Consider the following 15576-nt stretch of genomic DNA (forward strand, 5'->3'; position numbering starts at 1 on the left):
GGCGTCACTTCCCTTCCAGTCCGCGAAGCAGCCCGCGGCCCCACCAGTCGTCGCCGTCGCGCACCCCTCCGGGCACCGCGAACACGGCCGAACCGACGTGCTGGATGTACTCGTTGAGCGCGTCCTTCTCCGCGAGGGAGCGCTGGATGGGGATGAAGCCCTCCCGGATATCCCGCTGGTAGGCGAGGAAGAACAGCCCCGCGTCCAGCCGCCCGAGGCCGTCGGTCCCGTCGGTGAAGGAGTAGCCGCGCCGCAGGATGCGGGCGCCGCCGTGCGCGTCGGGGTGCGCCAGGCGCACATGCGCGTCGGGCTTCATGAGCTTGAGCTTGGGCTCGTCGCGCTCGCGCTTGGCGCCGACGGGGGCACCCTCGCCCTTGTCCCGGCCGAAGATGTCCTCCTGCTCCTTGAGCGAGGTGCGGTCCCAGGTCTCGATGTGCATGCGGATGCGCCGCGCCACCAGGTACGAGCCGCCCGCCATCCAGTCCGGGCCCTCGCCGCGGGGCACCCACACGTGCTTGCGCAGCGCTGCCTCGTCGGTGCCCGAGATGTTCCGGGTGCCGTCCTTGAAGCCCATCATGTTGCGCGGCGTCGCGGCATCGGGGCTGGTGGAGGAGGTCTTGCCGAAGCCCAGCTGGGACCAGCGGATCGCCACCACGCCCATGCCGATGCGCGCGAGGTTGCGGATCGCGTGCACCGCGACCTGCGGGTCGTCGGCGCACGCCTGCACGCACAGATCGCCGCCGCCGCGGTCCTTGTCGAGGTTGTCCCCGGCGAACTTCGGGAGATCCACGAGCGCTTCGGGCCGCCGCTCCTTGAGCTTCCCGAAGCCCTCGCGCCCGTCGAACAGCGAGGGCCCCACCCCGAAGGTCAGGGTGAGCCGCGCCGGATCGAGCCCCAGCGCCTCCCCGGTGTCGTCCGGCGGCGCCTCCGCGAGCCCGCCCACGGCGCCGTCGCCGACCGGCTTCCCCGCGGTCATCCGCTCGGCCGCGCGGGTCCACTCCTTCAGCACCGCGGCCAGCAGCGCCGGGTCCTTCGTGGTCACGTCGAACGCCGCGAAGTGCAGCCGGTCCTGCACGGCGCTGCCGATCCCGGCCTGGTGCGCGCCGTGGAAGGGCACGGGCCCCGGTGTGGCCGGGGCCTCCGCGCCGTCCTGCTGCACCGCGACCGCCGTGCCCCCGGCCGCCGCCGCGCCGAGCGCGAGGCCCGCGCCGCCCCAGCCGAGGAGGGAGCGGCGGGAGGGCGCGGCGCCCTTGGCGGTCGTGCCTGTCGTGTCTTCCGTGCTTCCGGTCGCGCTCCCGGCCGTGTTCTCAACCGTCATGGCGCGCCCCTCACTTCGCCGAGGCGGACTGCGTCTTCGCCACCGCGCCCGCGAGCTGGGACAGCGGCTCGGCCAGCGCGTTCACGCCGTCGGAGAGCTTCTTGCGCTCGCCCTTGCCGACGGTGTCGTACGAGACGAAGTCGGCCGGTCCCTCGCCGCCCCCCTCGCGGTGCTCGTCCAGCTGCGAGAAGAGCGCGTCGAACTCCGAGTCCAGCTTCTTCACCAGCAGCGGGTCGCTCTCCTTGGCGGCCGGGCGCAGCAGCTCGTAGCTCTTCTTGGCGCCCTCGACGTTGGCGTGGAAGTCGACCAGGTCGGTGTGGCTGTAGCGCTCCTCCTCGCCGGTGACCTTGCCGGTGGCGACCTCGTCCAGCAGCTCCTTGGCGCCGTTCGCCATGCTGGTCGGGGTGATCTCGGCGGTGCCGACCCGCTTCTTCCAGTCCTCCAGGTCCGTGACGAGCCGGCCGGCGAGGTCCTTCTCCTTGCCGCCGATCTTCTCGTCCTTCCAGAGCGCCTTCTCCAGGCGGTGCCAGCCGGTGAACTTCCCGCCCTTCTCCACGCCGTCGGCCCGCACGTCCACCTTCGGGTCGATGTCGCCGAAGGACTCGGCGACCGGCTCGGTGCGCTCCCAGCCGATCCGTGAGACCGCGTACTGCTTCTTGGCCTCGTCGGCGTCGCCCTTCTTGACCGCGTCGGCGAACTTCCGCGCGGCGGGCAGCGTCTCGTCGGCCTGCTTCTGCACGTAGGAGCGGTACGAGGCGACGGCCTTGGCCAGGCGCGGGTCCATCTCCTTCGCCGAGCCGCCCTCGCCGGTGGCCTTCACCTTCTGGCGGATGCCGTGGCCCTTCATGCCGGGCTTGCAGGCGATCTCGTACGAGCCGGCCTTCACCTCGGCCGTGACCGTGGTGCTCGTGCCGGGGCCGATGTTCTCCCGCTCGGTGACGATGCGGTCGCCGGGCGCGTAGACGTAGACCTCCGTGACCTTGGAGCCCTTGTTCTGGACGGCGAGCTTCACGTGTCCCGCGGGGAACTCCTTCTTGGACACGGAGCACGCGGAGTCGCTGGCGGTGACGCCCACGGCTCCGTTCTTCTCCGCCGCGCCGACGTCGGTCTTCTTGGCGCAGCCCGCCGCGGTCGCGGTGAGCGCCGCGGCGAGCGCGACGGCGGTGAGCGGACGGATGTTCTGCATTGCGGACTCCAGCGGGTGAGTCGAGCTGTCGTTGACGTTGGCGTGGGGGGCTTCCGTCTCGACCGGGCAGGCTGCGGACCCGCCCCGCCCGATTAGGCACACCTAAGTTAACTGAGGCTTGCCTGAACGCTTCCCCGTGAGTTCCTCGTCAACGGGTGACGCGCATCTCAATTCGGCGTCGGTCCCGCCCGTACATCACCACCAAGCGGGCGAAGCCTGACCAGCACCGCAGCAATGACTCAATCGCGGGTCAACTTCGCAATACGCTCGGCCCATTCCGGATAGCGGGTGCCCAGGCCGTGCTGCGCCCCGCACAGCTCGAAGCCCTCCCAGCCGAAGGGCGGCGCCATGGTCGTCCCGCACAGCGACCAGCCGCCCGCCGAGGAGGAGCCCTGCCACACACCGGGCGGCACCGGGATCTGCGGCCGCTGGCCCGCGGCGATGTCGGGGCCGAGCACCGGTTCCTCGGCGCGGCCGTCCGGGTGCAGGAGCAGCAGCCGCAGCGGCGCGCCCGCGTACCAGTGGTAGACCTCCGTCGAGGGCAGCCGGTGCAGCGCGGAGAACTCCGGCGCGAGCAGCATGAAGTAGATCGCGGAGGAGTGGCCGTCGAAGTGGGTGCGCCGGAACAGGCCGCCCTCCTCGGGCAGCGCTTCGAGGCCGAGCGTGCGGGCGAGTTCACGCCCCGTGGCGGGGTCCTGGCCTGCGGCGTGCGGATCGGGTGTATGCATGGAGATCCCCTAGCAGATACGGAGAGGCGATCGCCATGACGCAGGAGCTGGAGCCGCAGATCCCCGAACTGCCCTCGCTGGCGGGCCGGGTGGCCGTCGTCACCGGCGCGGGCGGCGTGGTCGGGCGCGGCATCGCGCGGCGGATGGCCGTGGCGGGCGCTGCCGTGGTGGTCCACTACCGCACCAGCGGTGAGGCCGCGCGCGAGGTCGTGGCGCAGATCCAGCGCGACGGAGGACAGGCCGTCGCCGTACGCGCCGACCTGCTGGAGCCCGAGGAGTGCGCGGCGCTGATGCGTACGGCCGTCGACGCGTACGGGCGGCTGGACACGCTGGTGAACAACGCCGGCGTCCAACCCGTGTCCGGCATGCGGGAGATGACCTCCGAGGAGTGGCGCACGGTCGTGGACACCAACGCCACCGGCACCTTCACCGCCACCCAGGCGGCGGCCGCCGTGATGCGCGAGCGCGGGGGCGGCTCGGTCACGCACATCGGCTCCATCGAGGGCTCCCAGACGCAGTACGCGCACTCCCACTACTGCTCGGCCAAGGCAGCCGTGCTGATGCACGCGCGCACCGCCGCGCTGGAGCTCGCGCCGGACGGCATCCGCGTCAACTCCGTTTCCCCCGGCCTGATCGGGCACCCGACCCTGGAGACCGACTGGCCGGAGGGTGTGGAGCGGTGGCGCGCCGCCGCGCCGCTCGGCCGCCTCGGCACCCCGGAGGACGTGGGCGACGCGTGCGTGTTCCTGGCCTCGCCGATGGCGTCCTGGATCACCGGGCAGGACCTGCGGGTGGACGGGGGCGTGTCGGTGCACCCGACGTGGTGAGCGCGCCGTGATGCCGCCGTGAGCCGCCGGTGGGCCTGACGGGTGCGCGGCGCGCGGCGCCGTTCGTGGTGGACACCGGGGCCCGCTCCGTACAGTCGCTGGTCACCGGTGTCGTGCGATCGAGGAGGAGTCGTTGAGTACCGAGGTGCTGCCGCTCACCAAGCTGCCCGTCCACGGGGTGCCCGCGCGCGCCCTCGCGGTGGGCGCCCCCGACCGCGCCGAGCGCGCCGCCGAACTGCTGGAGGAGGCCCGGCCGTTCGCCTCCAACCGCGAGTACGTGAGCTACGCGGGCCGCTACAAGGGCCAGGAGATCACCGTGATCTCGCACGGCGTCGGCTCGGCGGGCGCCGCGGTGTGCTTCGAGGAGCTGTGCCGCGCGGGCGCGCGGCGCATCGTGCGCGCCGGGACCGCCGGCGGCATGCAGGCGGAGATCGCCTCGGGGTCAGCGGTGATCGCCTCGGCGGCCGTACGGGACGAGGGGACCACCCCGCGCCTCGTACCGCTGGCCTATCCGGCGGTGTGCGACCCGGAGTTGGTGATCGCGCTGCGCCGCGCCCTCCCGGACGCGGCGAGCGGCGTGGTGCTGAGCTCCGACCTGTTCTACCCGTCCCGCGTGCTGGGCTCGGAGCTGGAGCTGTGGCAGCGCGCCGGGTGCGCTGCGGTCGAGATGGAGCTCTCGGCGCTGCTGGTGACGGCCGCGCAGCACGGGGCGCGGGCCGCCGGCGTGTTCGCCGTGGACGGCAACCCGCTCGCCGCGGGCGACGCGGAGATGGCCGACTACCGGCCCGACCGCGCGGAGGTGTCGGGCGCGGTGGACGCGGTGCTGCGGGGCGCGCTGGAGGCGCTGACCGCGGACGGCTGAATCCGCGACCCGCATGCGAACGGCCCCTCGGTGAGGGGCCGTCGGAGATCCCGGTCCTGCTCCGTCACTCGGCGGGCGGCAGCACGTCCACGGCCCAGGTGCGCAGCCGGTCCTCCATCGGACCCTGCGCGCTCAATATGCGGTTCACGTACGCGGCCCGCTCGTGGGCGATCACCTCGGCCTCCCACACGCACGGGGCGAGCCCCGAGGAGGCGGGGCGCAGCGCCTCCGGCTCGCCCGCGGGGCCCGAGAACACCGTGAGCCGCGCCATGTGGCCCTCGGTCCAGCTCTGCACCAGCACGTAGTCGCCGTCGGCGCCCGCGTGGACGATCACGAAGCCGAGGCCCGTGGAGCCCGCCGTGCGGTCCAGCAGGAGCTGGCGGGCCGCGAGCTGGAGCGCGGTCGCCTCCTCGCGCTCGCCGGTCTCCCGGCCCGGCACCTCGATCGCGTACGCCTTGACCCAGTGGTCGCCGGCCCGCCGCAGGCCCAGGAACCGGGTGTTCCTGGGCTGGTAGGCGTCCGCGAGGGCGAGCAGCGCCGCTTCGTCCCGCGCGTCCACGTCGATCGTCAAGGAGGCGTCCACCACGTGCTGTTCAGTCATGCGGATCATCATGCACGACACGGCACGGGTGTTCGGCCGCGTTCGGCCAAGCCGAGCGGAATGGCTGATTCCGTTTCTTCGGAGCCCGCTACGGGAGGGTCAGAATGTCCGCGCCCTTGTCCGTCACGACCAGCGTGTGCTCGAACTGCGCCGTCCGCCTGCGGTCCTTGGTGACGACGGTCCAGCCGTCCTCCCACATGTCCCACTCGTGCGTGCCGAGGGTCAGCATCGGCTCGATGGTGAAGGTCATGCCGGGCTTCATCACGGTGGTGGCCCGCGGGTCGTCGTAGTGCGGAATGATCAGGCCGGAGTGGAACGAGGTGTTGATGCCGTGGCCCGTGAAGTCCCGGACCACGCCGTAACCGAAGCGCTTGGCGTACGACTCGATGACGCGGCCGATGATGTTGATCTGGCGGCCGGGCCTGACGGCCTTGATGGCGCGGTTCAGCGACTCCTCGGTGCGCTCGACCAGGAGCCGGGACTCCTCGTCCACGTCGCCGCAGAGGAAGGTGCGGTTGGTGTCGCCGTGCACGCCGCCGATGTACGCGGTGACGTCGAGGTTCACGATGTCGCCGTCGTTCAGCACCGTGGAGTCGGGGATGCCGTGGCAGATGACCTCGTTGAGCGAGGTGCACAGCGACTTGGGGAACTTCCGGTAGCCCAGGGTGGAGGGGTAGGCGCCGTGGTCGCACATGTAGGCGTGCGCCACCTCGTCCAGCTTGTCCGTGGTCACGCCCGGGGCGATGTGCTGGGCGGCCTCCTCGATGGCGCGCGCGGCGATCGTGCCGGCGTGCCGCATCCGCTCGACGGTCTCCTCGTCCTGCACCTCCGGGCCGGTGTACGGCGCGGGGGCGTCCTTGCCCACGTACTCGGGGCGGGGGATGGAGGAGGGGACACTGCGCTTCGGGGAGATCGTTCCGGGCACGAGGACTGACTGGCCAGACATGCCAGCGAGTCTAACCGTGGTGCGCCGGTGCCCGGTGGGGGAGCATGGGGCCATGCCTCTCTTCAAGCGCAAGACGGCCGGGAAGCCCGGCGAGTGGTACTACTGCCTGCACCACGGCAGGGTCGAAGAGGGCCCCGACTGCCCCGCGAAGGACCGCTTCGGCCCCTACGCCTCCCGCGAGGAAGCGGCCCACGCCATGGAAACGGCCCGCGAACGCAACCTCGAATGGGAAAACGACCCACGCTGGCACGACAAGAACGCCAAGGGCGAGGAGGACGGGGCGGCGTGAGGGCCTGACGGCCCGCCTGCCGGTACCGGGCCCCGTTCCCTCCGTTCGGTGAACCCCGCACCGCAGAACCGGTCCTGCGGTGCGGGGTGCTGTGAGAGTTCCGGCAACGACGGGTCTGCCTGAACGAGAGGATCGGGGACGATGAAGATCACGCCTGAGCAGCGGGAGCGCATGAGCATCAACTCCATCGTCCGCGCGATGGAGGACGATCACCGCCTGACTGTCAGGAGGTGGTACGCGATGGCGGCCAACGAGCACGCCTCGGAGGGGGCCCGTCGCAAGATCCGCGAGTACATCGACGCTCTCGAAGCGCTCGAGCTCCCCAAGGGGGCCGACGAGGAGGGCTCGGCCGACGCCGCCTGAGCCCTCCCCGGGGCCTCAGTCCTGGAAGACCGCCGCTGGTGTGAGCCGGACGTGGAAGGTCGTTCCGTCGTCCGGCCATTCCATGTCCAGGGAGTCGGCGCCGGTGGACAGGATGCGGGCTCCCTTCGGGGCCGGGGGCTCCGTCGTCAGGGTCGCCAGGGTCGCGAAGAGGGGGCCCGCGGGAGCGGTGAGGGCGGGCACGGATGCCGTGGGGGTGTAGGCGGTGCCGGCGGGGGCCTCCTGCGGCTCGGGCTCGGGGGTCTGCCAGTTCAGGAGGGGGAAGAGGGCCGAGGTCAGGGGCTCGTCGGGGGCCGTGGCCCAGCCCGTCTCGCGGACCCGGGCTCCCTCGGGGGCGCCCAGGACGCGGTGCACCCGGAGCTCGTAGCGGCCCCGTACGAGGGTGAGGCTCTTCACGCGCAGCTCGGGCGGCACCTCCACGTGGGCCGGGAAGACGGGGGTGTGCCAGGAGGCCGCCCAGGCCCAGGAGCCGTCCCGCGCGGTGCCCGAGCCCAGCGGATGCGCGGCGCGGCGGACGCTGAACTCGCCCGGCGCCCAGGGCAGTTCGAGCGCGAAGTGGTTGTCGGCCACGGGGTCGGACGCGGTCGGCCCCGTACGGGTGGAGTAGGCGAGGCGGGAGTAGGTCGGGGCCTCCTCCTCCGCGCGTTCGGGGAAGGCGGGGAAGAGGAAGTTGCTGCCGTGGTTGTGCAGCCGTACGAGGCCGTCCTCGGCGGTGGTGTGGATCAGCAGTCCGGGACCGCGCAGCGCCACGGTGTGATCGGCGGTCTCGGCGGGCGCGGGCTCCTCGCGGGCCGTCCACAGCGGGTCGGACTCCGGGGTGAGGAGGCAGAGGAAGGCCTTGGACGCCCAGTAGGGGGAGCCGGGTCCTGAGTACACCTGGAGGCTGGAGGGGTGCGGCCCGTGCCAGCCGAGCGAGAGCAGTCCGTTCTCGCCGGCGGCTCCGCGGTCGAGGAAGTAGCGTGCCGCGCCGCTGATCAGGCGGCGCGAGGTGCCGGGGGAGAGCGGCGTGTGCCCGGTCAGCGCGCCGAGCCCCACCGCCGAGCCCGCCGCGAAGCGGTAGGTGAGGGAGCGGCCGAAGTGCACCGGCGCCCCGTTCCCGTCGAAGAGGAGGGAGAAGGACTCCAGGTGGGTGCGCAGGCGCGGGCCGTAGTGCCCCAACAGGTCCGCGTCGCCCGCGAGGTGCGCGTGCAGCATCGGGTAGAGGTGCAGGGCCCAGCCGTTGTAGTGGTCGAAGCCGCGGCCGTCGCCGTCCGCGTACCAGCCGTCCCCCCGGTACCAGCCGTCCAGCAGCGACAGCCCCCGCTCCATGGCGCGCGCCGTCTCCGCGTCGCCCCGGCCCACGGACTCCAGGAACGCGGCCACGGTGAAGGGGAACAGATACCAGTTGTTCGGCGCCGGGGAGTGCCGCATCGAGCCCCTCAGCCACGCCTCGGCGCGGTCCTGCACGCCCTCGTCCAGCCGGTCCCACAGCCAGGGCGCGGTCAGCCGCAGCCCGAGCGCGACCGAGGCCGACTCCACCATCGGCTGCCCCTGCACGAGGAAGTCCCCGATCAGCGGCCAGGACACGTCGTCCTCGCGGCCGGGGGCGCGGGTGCCGGCCGCCAGCCCCTCCGCGTACCGGTCCAGCCAGCCGTGCGGGTCCTCGCCGCCCGCGCCGGCGACCCGGAACGCCGCGGCCAGGAACGTGCGCGCGTACCCTTCCAGCCCGTCCGAGCGCTCCCCGGACATCGAGGCCCTGCCGGGGAAGTTCAGCAGCGCGCCCTCGGGGCCCGCCCAGCGCCAGGCCGCAGTCAGCAGCCCGTCGGCCGCGGCCTCCCAGTGCGCGCGCGTCCACCCGGTGTGCGGGCTCAGCTCATGGTCGAGGGGCGGGAGGTTCCAGGGGTTCGCGGGGGCTGTGTTCGCAGTGTGTGTGGGGGTGTCGCTCATGCCAGATACGCCAGCCTTTCCTCTCGTACGGGATGAAGGAAGCCCTCGCCGCGTGCCCAGGAGGCCACCTCGCTGACCGCGAGTTCGGCGAGACGTCGCAGCTCGTTGCCCTGGGAGCCGGCCACGTGCGGGGTGATCAGCACGTTCGGGCAGTCCCACAGCGGGTGGTCAGGGGGCAGCACCTCGGGCTCGGTCACATCGAGCACCGCGCGGATGCGGCCCGCGCACGCCGCCTCGGTCAGCGCGTCCTGGTCGAGGACCGCGCCGCGCGCGGTGTTGACGAGGGTCGCGTCGGGGCGCAGCGCGCCGAGGAGTTCGCGCCCCACCAGGCCGCGGGTGGCGGGCAGCAGCGGCGCGTGCACGCTCACCACGTCGGAGGCGGCGAACAGTTCGCGCAGCCCGACGGCGCGCGCGCCGAGCCCCGCCGCCTCCGCCTCGCCCACATACGGATCGTGCAGCAGCACCTCCAGGTCGAAGGGGCGCAGCAGGTCCATGACGCGGCGGCCGATGAGCGAGGCGCTCAGAATGCCCACGGTGCGACGGTAGTTGCCCACGGTGGGCGGCTCGCGCAGCGGGTCGGGGCGCTCCCGCGCCGCCGCGTAGTCGCGCGCCGACTCCAGCACCCGCTTGTTGGTGAGCAGGATCATCGCGAGCGTGTACTCGGCGACCGGCAGCGCGTTGGCCGCGGCCGCCGAGGACACCGCGATGCCCCGGCGCCAGCAGGCGGGCGTGATGTGGTGCCGCACCGTGCCCGCCGTGTGCGCGACGGCCCGCAGCAGAGGCGCCGCCTCCAGCGCGCGCTCGTCCAGCGGCGGGCAGTCCCAGCCGGTGACCAGCAGTTCGGTGGTGCTCAGCACCTTGCGGGCCTCGAGCGTGCCGAAGTCGTGCAGCACCGGCTCGCGTTGGAGGTCCGTGTGCTCCGCGAGCGCGTCCAGCATCCGGGGGCCGAGCAGCGCGTCGGCCGCCTCCCGACCCATGGCCAGCGCGGTGCGGGGGCGGTGCGGCATGGTCCTCCTGGCTGCGTACGGGCGGGCGGGGCGTACGGGGCGGGCTGGACAGACACGCTCTAACCGCCCACCCCGCGTGCTCACTTCACGCTGCCCGCCGTGAGCCCGGACCGCCAGTGGCGCTGGAGCAGCACGAACGCGGCGATCAGCGGCAGCACGGCGAGCAGCGACCCGGTGACGACCACCGGGTAGTAGTCGGGGGTGACGGTCGCGGCGCTGTTCCAGGTGTACAGACCCAGGCTCAGCGGATACAGGCGCTGGTCGGACAGCATCACCATCGGCAGGAAGAAGTTGTTCCAGATCGCGGTGAGTTGGAAGAGGAACACCGTCACGAAGCCGGGACCGAGCATCCGCAGCGCCACCCGCGCGTACGTGGTCAGCTCGCCCGCCCCGTCGATCCTGGCCGCCTCCAGCACCTCGTCGGGTACGTAGCCCCGGCTGAAGATCCGCCCGAGGTAGACACCGAAGGGGTTGAAGAGGACCGGCACGAACACCGCCCAGAAGGTGTTGACCAGCCCCGTTCCCGAGGCCATCAGATAGAGCGGCAGCGCCAGCACGGCGGGCGGCACCATCACTCCGGCCAGGACCAGCCCGAACAGCTTCTCCTTGTGCCGGAAGCGGTACTTGTCGAAGGCGTAGCCGCAGGCGACGCTCACCAGCGACCCGATCAGGGCGCCCACCACCGCGTACAGCAGGCTGTTGGCGTACCACTGCCCGTACACCCCGCCGTCCATGGCGAAGAGCCGGCGCAGGTTGTCCACCGGCGAGAAGCCGCCGGGCGAGAGCAGGTCGGAGGAGAACAGCGCGTCCCGGTCCTTGGCCGCGGCGAGCAGCAGCCAGGCCAGCGGCAGCAGCGTGTAGAGCGCGAAGAGGCCGACCACCGCGTTGACCGCGCCGCGGCCGAGGAGCGCCCCCGGGCCCGGGCGGCTTCCCCGTGTGGTCCGGTGCGCCGGTGCCGTACGTGCCGATGCGCTGCTCATCGCGCCCCGCCCTCCTGGTCCTCGCCGCGACTGCTCCAGCGGGCCACCCCGTACGAGAGGGCCACGGTGACGGCCAGCAGGACCACCGAAGCGGCCGCGGCGAGGCCGTAGTTGTTGCGGGTGAAGGCCGCGTCGTAGATGTACATGTTGGGCGTGAAGCGGGAGCCGACCACCGGCGTGGACTGGCTCAGCAGCATCGGCTCGGTGAAGAGCTGGAGCGCCCCGATCAGCGTGAACATCGTGACCATCACGACCGCGGCGCGCACCTGCGGCACCTTCACCCGCAGCGCGGTGCGCAGCGGTCCCGCGCCGTCCACCACCGCGGCCTCCAGGGTCTCCCTGGGTATGGCCCGGAGCGCGGCGTAGAAGATCACCATGGTGTAGCCGAGGTTGCTCCACACCGCGATGTTCACCAGCGCGGGCAGCACGGTGTGCACGCCGAGCAGGTCGATGCGCAGGTCGGCGCGGTGCAGCAGGTCGATCACCGGGCTGAGCCCCGGGGTGTAGAGGTACAGCCAGACCAGCGCGGCGATGATGCCGGGCACCGCGTGCGGCAGGAACAGGCCGAGCTGCGCGGTCCTGCGCAGCCGCGCGGCCCCCGAGTCCAGCAGCAGGGCCAGCGCGAGGGCGGCGATGACGAGCAGGGGGATGTAGAGGACGCAGTACAGGACGGTCACGCCGAGCCCCGAGAGGAACGTGGGGTCGGACAGCACGGCCTGATAGCTGCGCAGCCCGGCGAAGACGGTCCGCTCGGGCCCGAAGCCCAGGCCCGGCCGGTCGTCGGTGAAGAAGCTGAGCCACACGGCGGTGCCGACCGGCAGCAGGAAGACGGCCACGAGCAGCGCGAAGAAGGGCGCCATCAGGACGCCGCACGCGCCGAGTCGGCGACGGCGCGCGGTGCGGCGGGGCCCGGTCGCGGGCGCGGGTGCGCCGGGTGCCGGTGCGGTGGGAGTGCCCGTTGTACGGGTGCCGGTGGTGCCCGTTGTGGCGGTCACGGGATCACCTGCCGTGCCCGGTACGGGATTTCGGCGCGGCATCGGGCGGCCCCACCCTGACGCCGAGCCCCAGCGCCCTGAGGTCCGGCAGCGTGGAGCGCTGTGCCTCGCGCACGGCGCCGAGCAGCGTGCCGTCGCCGCCCGCCGCGCGGGCGAAGCCGTCCTGCATGACCTTGTGGGTGGCGGTCATGCGCGGGCCCCAGCGCCACCGCGCGGAGATCCGCTCGGCCTCCCTGCGGAAGAGGCCGTAGACGTCCTGGCCCCCGTAGTAGCTCTCGTCGAACGCCTTGCGGGCGACCGGTACGAGGGAGGGCACGGCCGGATACTGGCTGCTGACCCCGCTGGACAGCCGCGCGCGCAGCGCCTCGGGGCTGCTCACCTGCCACTCGATGAACTCCATCGCGGCGCGCGGATGCCTGCTGTCCCGGGTCACCGCGAAGGTGGAGCCGCCCTGCGTGCCGATGCTCGTGCGCCCGGGCCCCGAGCCCCAGCGCGGCAGCGGGGCCACCGCCCACTTGCCCTTCTGCCCCGGGTGCGCGGCGATCTGCGCGCCCGCCTCCCACGCGCCGGTGAGCCTGCCGAGCACCGTCCCGTTGCCGAGCTGCGCCATGCCCTGCTGGGTGTCGCCGGGGTTGCTGGTGATCAGGCCGCGGTCGAGCAACCGCTGCCAGTAGGCGGCCACTCGGCGGGTCGGGCGGTCGTCCATGGACACCCGCCACTTGCCGTCGGCGGCCCCGCCCTCGGTGCCGAACCACCGGGCGCCCGCCTGCCAGGAGAACCCCGCGAACAGCGGCGCACCGTCGGTCGGCAGGTTCACGATCCGCGCGCCGGGAACCTTCCGCCGCACCTCGGCCGCGGCCTTGGCGAACTGCCGCCACGTACGGGGCACGTCGATGCCGTGCCGCTCGAACACGTCCTTCCGGTACAGGTAGATCATCGGCTCCACGTCGAGCGGCACGGCGTACGCGCGGCCCGCGAAAGTGGTCAGCGCGAGGGACTGCGGCAGCAGCTTGCGGCGCAGGTCCTTGCTGATCAGCGGGGTGACGTCGCGCGCGACGCCGTCGATGGCGAAGCCCGGGACCTGCGGGTATTCGAGGGTGGCCACGTCCGGCGCGTTGCCCGCGCGGGCCGCGTTGCCGAGCTTCGCGTAGCCGCCCTGGAGACCGCTGGGCACCTGCTGGAAGTCGACGTGCACGCGGTCGTGCGTGCGGTTGAAGGCGTCCACGACCTCCTTGCTGCCGCGCAGCGCGGACCAGAAGGTGAGATGCACGGGGCCGTCGCCTGCACTGCGTACGGAGTCGGCGCCGCAGCCGGCGGTGGCGCCGGTCAGCGCCAACGCGGCGGCGAGCACGGCCAGTCGGGTACGGGGTCGGGTGCGGGTCGGCGGTCGGGTACGGAGTGCAGGACGTCGTCGGCGCACGGGTTGCCTCCCGAGGGGCCCGGTGTCGGCGGCGGTCCCGCCGTGGAATCACCGGAATCCTGAGCGCTTCCGTGCAGCCGGTCAATGGACCGTTCAGAACACGCGTGAAGCGGTCAAACGCTCATTCCGGAAGGGTGAGGGCGGCGGTGGAGCCGCGCACCTGGAGCTCCGGCAGCAGCTCGATCCTGCGCACGGCCCCGGGCCGGGCGCCCGCCGGATGCCGCAGCCTGCGCAGCAGCAACTCGGCCGCGGCGCGCCCGAGTTCGTCCTTCGGCGGGGCCACGGCGGTGAGCGGGGTGCTGCCGAGGGCCGCCACCACGTCGTCGTACGCCACGACCGAGCAGTCGCCCGGCACCCGCACCCCGCCGTCCTGGAGCCGCTGGACCAGCATCAGCGCGTCCACGTCGCCGTGCAGCACGGCGGCCGTCGCGCGGTGTTCGCGCAGCACGGCGGCCAGGTCGAGCGGGGTGCCCGACGCGTCGTGCGCGCGGTCGTGCGGCCCCGCGTCCGGCGAACTGAGCACCACCGCCCAGCCCTCGACCTCGGGGCGCTCCTCGGCCATCGCCGCGAAGGCCGCGCGTACGGTGCGGGCCGTCGGGCTGTCGTCCCGCGCGGCCAGCACGATCCTGCGGTGGCCCAGCGCGGTGAGGTGCCGTACGGCGAGGTGGGTGCCGTACCAGTGGTCCGAGCGCACCGAGTCCATCGCGTGCAGCGGACTGCCGGCGGCGGGACGCCGCTCCAGCAGCACAGCGGGTACGGGGAGCCCGGCGAGCCACTCCTCGTCGGCGCGCTCGTCCCGCGCGCTGCGCCACCGCGGCGCGACGAGCAGGCCCCGCGCGCCCTCGCGCAACGCCCGTTCCGCCATGGTGCGTTCGGCGTGCTCGGTGTGCGGGGCGATGTGCAGGGCGAGCCGCATGCCGGCGGCCTCCAGCACGGCGCGGGCCCCGTGCACGGCCTCGAAGAGGTACGAATGGTGCTCGGGGACGATGAGGCCGACGGCCTCGCCGCTCACGGTGCCCTCGTGCGGGGTCTCCGGTACGGGTTCGGCCGCGCGCACCACGCCGTAGCTGCGCCGCAGCCTGCCTGCCTGGGCGAGGTGCTCCACGTCCCGCCGCACGGTCACGGCGGAGACCTCCAGCTCCTCAGCCAACTCCGCGACCCGAGCCATCCCCCGACTCCGCACGGCCTCGACTATGCGCCCTCGCCGCCGCTCCACGGACTCCCGCATCGGGCCCCCTGCGTGTTCGATTGACCGTTAGCAGCGCACAGACTAGCTGTGGGCGATCGTTCCGCAGGGGCGGAACGGGCGGGCACAGCGGACCGCACCCCTCTAGCGGGAAGCGCCCCCACACCCAACGGGGCCCGGGGCGAAGCCCCGGTTCACCACCGCGTAGGCGGCGGCGACGTCAACTGCTCAGCCACCCGCGACAAGCGATCCCGAAAGCCGCGCCCCTTCCCGCGCGGCAGCGCGGAATTCTCCCCAGCAGCCGCACTCACCAGATGCTGCACGGCCTCCAGCCCGACCTCGGACGCCCGCGCACTCAAGGCTTCGTGCGCGACACCGTGCAACTCCCCGCCGTCCCCGGCCTGTTCGTCGTCCAGCGCCAGCACCGTCGCCCCCGCCCGCCGCGCGTCCTGCACCCGCTCCAGCAGCCCCTCGCCCGGCTGCTCGGCCGCGACCACCAGCAGCGTCTCCGCGCGCCCAGCCGCCTCGATGCGGCCCAGGTCCACGGAGAGGTGGGCCGGCGCCGAGTGCGGGACCCGGTGGCGTACCAGCGTCGGGGAGAGCTCGGGGAGGCCAGACCAGGCGGCCTCGTCGTCCAGGTGTGCCGCCAGGTGCCACGGCTCGTACGCCTCGGTGCCCACCAGCAGCAGCCCGCCGCCGCGCGGCACCACCGAGGAGCGCAGCGCCCCGGCGAACCTCCGGGTGGCCTGCACCCACTCGGTCCCCGCGAGCACTTCCCGCAGCAGTGCGACTCGTACCGCATCCATGGCCGGATTGTGACCCACGGGCCCTCCCGGACGCGGCGGTTCGCCCCCACAATCCCCGTAACGAAGGGATCGCGGCCGCCCGCAACGCGCCGTGCGGGATTTCTTGACGGTCCATGGG

General features: G+C 73.1%; 16 protein-coding genes. 4 read left to right on the forward strand and 12 right to left on the reverse strand.

The window, feature by feature from the left end; all coding sequences use genetic code 11:
- Nucleotides 1-4: 4 nt before the first annotated feature.
- The 3 genes from efeB to ABEE00_RS11660 all read right to left on the reverse strand — a co-directional run bounded on the left by efeB (nucleotide 5) and on the right by ABEE00_RS11660 (nucleotide 3232).
- Complete coding sequence (gene efeB / locus ABEE00_RS11650) at nucleotides 5-1318, reverse strand: iron uptake transporter deferrochelatase/peroxidase subunit (protein WP_345745273.1); 1314 nt, start codon at nucleotides 1316-1318, stop codon at nucleotides 5-7.
- 10 nt (nucleotides 1319-1328) lie between these two features.
- Nucleotides 1329-2504, reverse strand: coding sequence for an iron uptake system protein EfeO (gene efeO / locus ABEE00_RS11655; protein WP_345745274.1), 1176 nt, complete (start codon nucleotides 2502-2504; stop codon nucleotides 1329-1331).
- A gap of 239 nt (nucleotides 2505-2743) precedes the next feature.
- On the reverse strand, nucleotides 2744-3232 hold the full coding sequence (locus ABEE00_RS11660; RefSeq protein WP_345745275.1) for a cupin domain-containing protein: 489 nt from the start codon (nucleotides 3230-3232) through the stop codon (nucleotides 2744-2746).
- Between the two features lie 35 nt (nucleotides 3233-3267).
- Here ABEE00_RS11660 and ABEE00_RS11665 point away from each other — a divergent pair, with 35 nt between their 5' ends.
- A complete protein-coding gene (locus tag ABEE00_RS11665; protein ID WP_345745276.1) occupies nucleotides 3268-4059 on the forward strand; it encodes an SDR family NAD(P)-dependent oxidoreductase in 792 nt (263 codons plus the stop codon).
- Between the two features lie 133 nt (nucleotides 4060-4192).
- Nucleotides 4193-4921, forward strand: a complete 729-nt coding sequence (locus tag ABEE00_RS11670) for a nucleoside phosphorylase (RefSeq protein WP_345745277.1) — start codon at nucleotides 4193-4195, stop codon at nucleotides 4919-4921.
- Nucleotides 4922-4985: 64 nt separating this feature from the next.
- Here ABEE00_RS11670 and ABEE00_RS11675 read toward each other — a convergent pair whose 3' ends face one another.
- Both ABEE00_RS11675 and map read right to left on the reverse strand, forming a co-directional pair.
- The gene (locus ABEE00_RS11675; protein WP_345745278.1) at nucleotides 4986-5522 is read right to left on the reverse strand and encodes a hypothetical protein; all 537 of its coding nucleotides are present in this window, start codon (nucleotides 5520-5522) and stop codon (nucleotides 4986-4988) included.
- An 88-nt stretch (nucleotides 5523-5610) separates the two neighbouring features.
- Entirely contained in the window at nucleotides 5611-6468 is an 858-nt protein-coding gene (gene map, locus ABEE00_RS11680; protein WP_345745279.1) for a type I methionyl aminopeptidase, read from the reverse strand.
- Between the two features lie 52 nt (nucleotides 6469-6520).
- Between map and ABEE00_RS11685 the strand changes: the two genes are divergently transcribed.
- Nucleotides 6521-6757: a hypothetical protein gene (locus tag ABEE00_RS11685; protein ID WP_345745280.1), complete on the forward strand. Its 237-nt coding sequence runs from the start codon at nucleotides 6521-6523 to the stop codon at nucleotides 6755-6757.
- A 141-nt stretch (nucleotides 6758-6898) separates the two neighbouring features.
- Nucleotides 6899-7120: a hypothetical protein gene (locus ABEE00_RS11690; protein WP_345745281.1), complete on the forward strand. Its 222-nt coding sequence runs from the start codon at nucleotides 6899-6901 to the stop codon at nucleotides 7118-7120.
- Nucleotides 7121-7135: 15 nt separating this feature from the next.
- Here the strand turns inward: ABEE00_RS11690 and ABEE00_RS11695 are convergent, their stop codons facing one another.
- The 7 genes from ABEE00_RS11695 to ABEE00_RS11725 all read right to left on the reverse strand — a co-directional run bounded on the left by ABEE00_RS11695 (nucleotide 7136) and on the right by ABEE00_RS11725 (nucleotide 15458).
- Nucleotides 7136-9064 carry a DUF2264 domain-containing protein gene (locus tag ABEE00_RS11695; protein ID WP_345745282.1) on the reverse strand — a complete coding sequence of 643 codons (1929 nt, stop codon included), beginning with the start codon at nucleotides 9062-9064 and terminating at the stop codon, nucleotides 7136-7138.
- Complete coding sequence (locus tag ABEE00_RS11700) at nucleotides 9061-10071, reverse strand: hydroxyacid dehydrogenase (protein WP_345745283.1); 1011 nt, start codon at nucleotides 10069-10071, stop codon at nucleotides 9061-9063. The genes ABEE00_RS11695 and ABEE00_RS11700 overlap by 4 nt, the downstream gene beginning before the upstream one ends.
- Before the next feature lie 80 nt (nucleotides 10072-10151).
- Complete coding sequence (locus ABEE00_RS11705; RefSeq protein ID WP_345745284.1) at nucleotides 10152-11051, reverse strand: carbohydrate ABC transporter permease; 900 nt, start codon at nucleotides 11049-11051, stop codon at nucleotides 10152-10154.
- Entirely contained in the window at nucleotides 11048-12046 is a 999-nt protein-coding gene (locus tag ABEE00_RS11710; RefSeq protein ID WP_345745285.1) for a carbohydrate ABC transporter permease, read from the reverse strand. The genes ABEE00_RS11705 and ABEE00_RS11710 overlap by 4 nt, the downstream gene beginning before the upstream one ends.
- A 4-nt stretch (nucleotides 12047-12050) precedes the next feature.
- Nucleotides 12051-13403, reverse strand: a complete 1353-nt coding sequence (locus ABEE00_RS11715) for an ABC transporter substrate-binding protein (protein ID WP_451918559.1) — start codon at nucleotides 13401-13403, stop codon at nucleotides 12051-12053.
- 184 nt (nucleotides 13404-13587) lie between these two features.
- Complete coding sequence (locus ABEE00_RS11720) at nucleotides 13588-14694, reverse strand: substrate-binding domain-containing protein (protein WP_345745287.1); 1107 nt, start codon at nucleotides 14692-14694, stop codon at nucleotides 13588-13590.
- Nucleotides 14695-14846: 152 nt separating this feature from the next.
- On the reverse strand, nucleotides 14847-15458 hold the full coding sequence (locus ABEE00_RS11725) for a hypothetical protein (protein WP_345745288.1): 612 nt from the start codon (nucleotides 15456-15458) through the stop codon (nucleotides 14847-14849).
- Nucleotides 15459-15576 lie beyond the last annotated feature (118 nt).

Origin of the sequence: Streptomyces odontomachicola (genome assembly GCF_039605595.1) — a bacterium.
Classification (GTDB): Bacteria; Actinomycetota; Actinomycetes; order Streptomycetales; family Streptomycetaceae; genus Streptomyces.

Excerpts from the sequence above, each read along its gene's own strand:
- ABEE00_RS11725 (WP_345745288.1), bottom strand. The coding sequence starts at position 15,458 with ATGGATGCGGTACGAGTCGCACTGCTGCGGGAAGTGCTCGCGGGGACC.
- ABEE00_RS11660 (WP_345745275.1), bottom strand. The coding sequence starts at position 3,232 with ATGCATACACCCGATCCGCACGCCGCAGGCCAGGACCCCGCCACGGGG.
- ABEE00_RS11665 (WP_345745276.1), top strand. The coding sequence starts at position 3,268 with ATGACGCAGGAGCTGGAGCCGCAGATCCCCGAACTGCCCTCGCTGGCG.
- ABEE00_RS11675 (WP_345745278.1), bottom strand. The coding sequence starts at position 5,522 with ATGACTGAACAGCACGTGGTGGACGCCTCCTTGACGATCGACGTGGAC.
- ABEE00_RS11705 (WP_345745284.1), bottom strand. The coding sequence starts at position 11,051 with ATGAGCAGCGCATCGGCACGTACGGCACCGGCGCACCGGACCACACGG.
- ABEE00_RS11700 (WP_345745283.1), bottom strand. The coding sequence starts at position 10,071 with ATGCCGCACCGCCCCCGCACCGCGCTGGCCATGGGTCGGGAGGCGGCC.
- ABEE00_RS11695 (WP_345745282.1), bottom strand. The coding sequence starts at position 9,064 with ATGAGCGACACCCCCACACACACTGCGAACACAGCCCCCGCGAACCCC.
- ABEE00_RS11720 (WP_345745287.1), bottom strand. The coding sequence starts at position 14,694 with ATGCGGGAGTCCGTGGAGCGGCGGCGAGGGCGCATAGTCGAGGCCGTG.
- map (WP_345745279.1), bottom strand. The coding sequence starts at position 6,468 with ATGTCTGGCCAGTCAGTCCTCGTGCCCGGAACGATCTCCCCGAAGCGC.
- efeB (WP_345745273.1), bottom strand. The coding sequence starts at position 1,318 with ATGACGGTTGAGAACACGGCCGGGAGCGCGACCGGAAGCACGGAAGAC.
- ABEE00_RS11690 (WP_345745281.1), top strand. The coding sequence starts at position 6,899 with ATGAAGATCACGCCTGAGCAGCGGGAGCGCATGAGCATCAACTCCATC.
- efeO (WP_345745274.1), bottom strand. The coding sequence starts at position 2,504 with ATGCAGAACATCCGTCCGCTCACCGCCGTCGCGCTCGCCGCGGCGCTC.
- ABEE00_RS11685 (WP_345745280.1), top strand. The coding sequence starts at position 6,521 with ATGCCTCTCTTCAAGCGCAAGACGGCCGGGAAGCCCGGCGAGTGGTAC.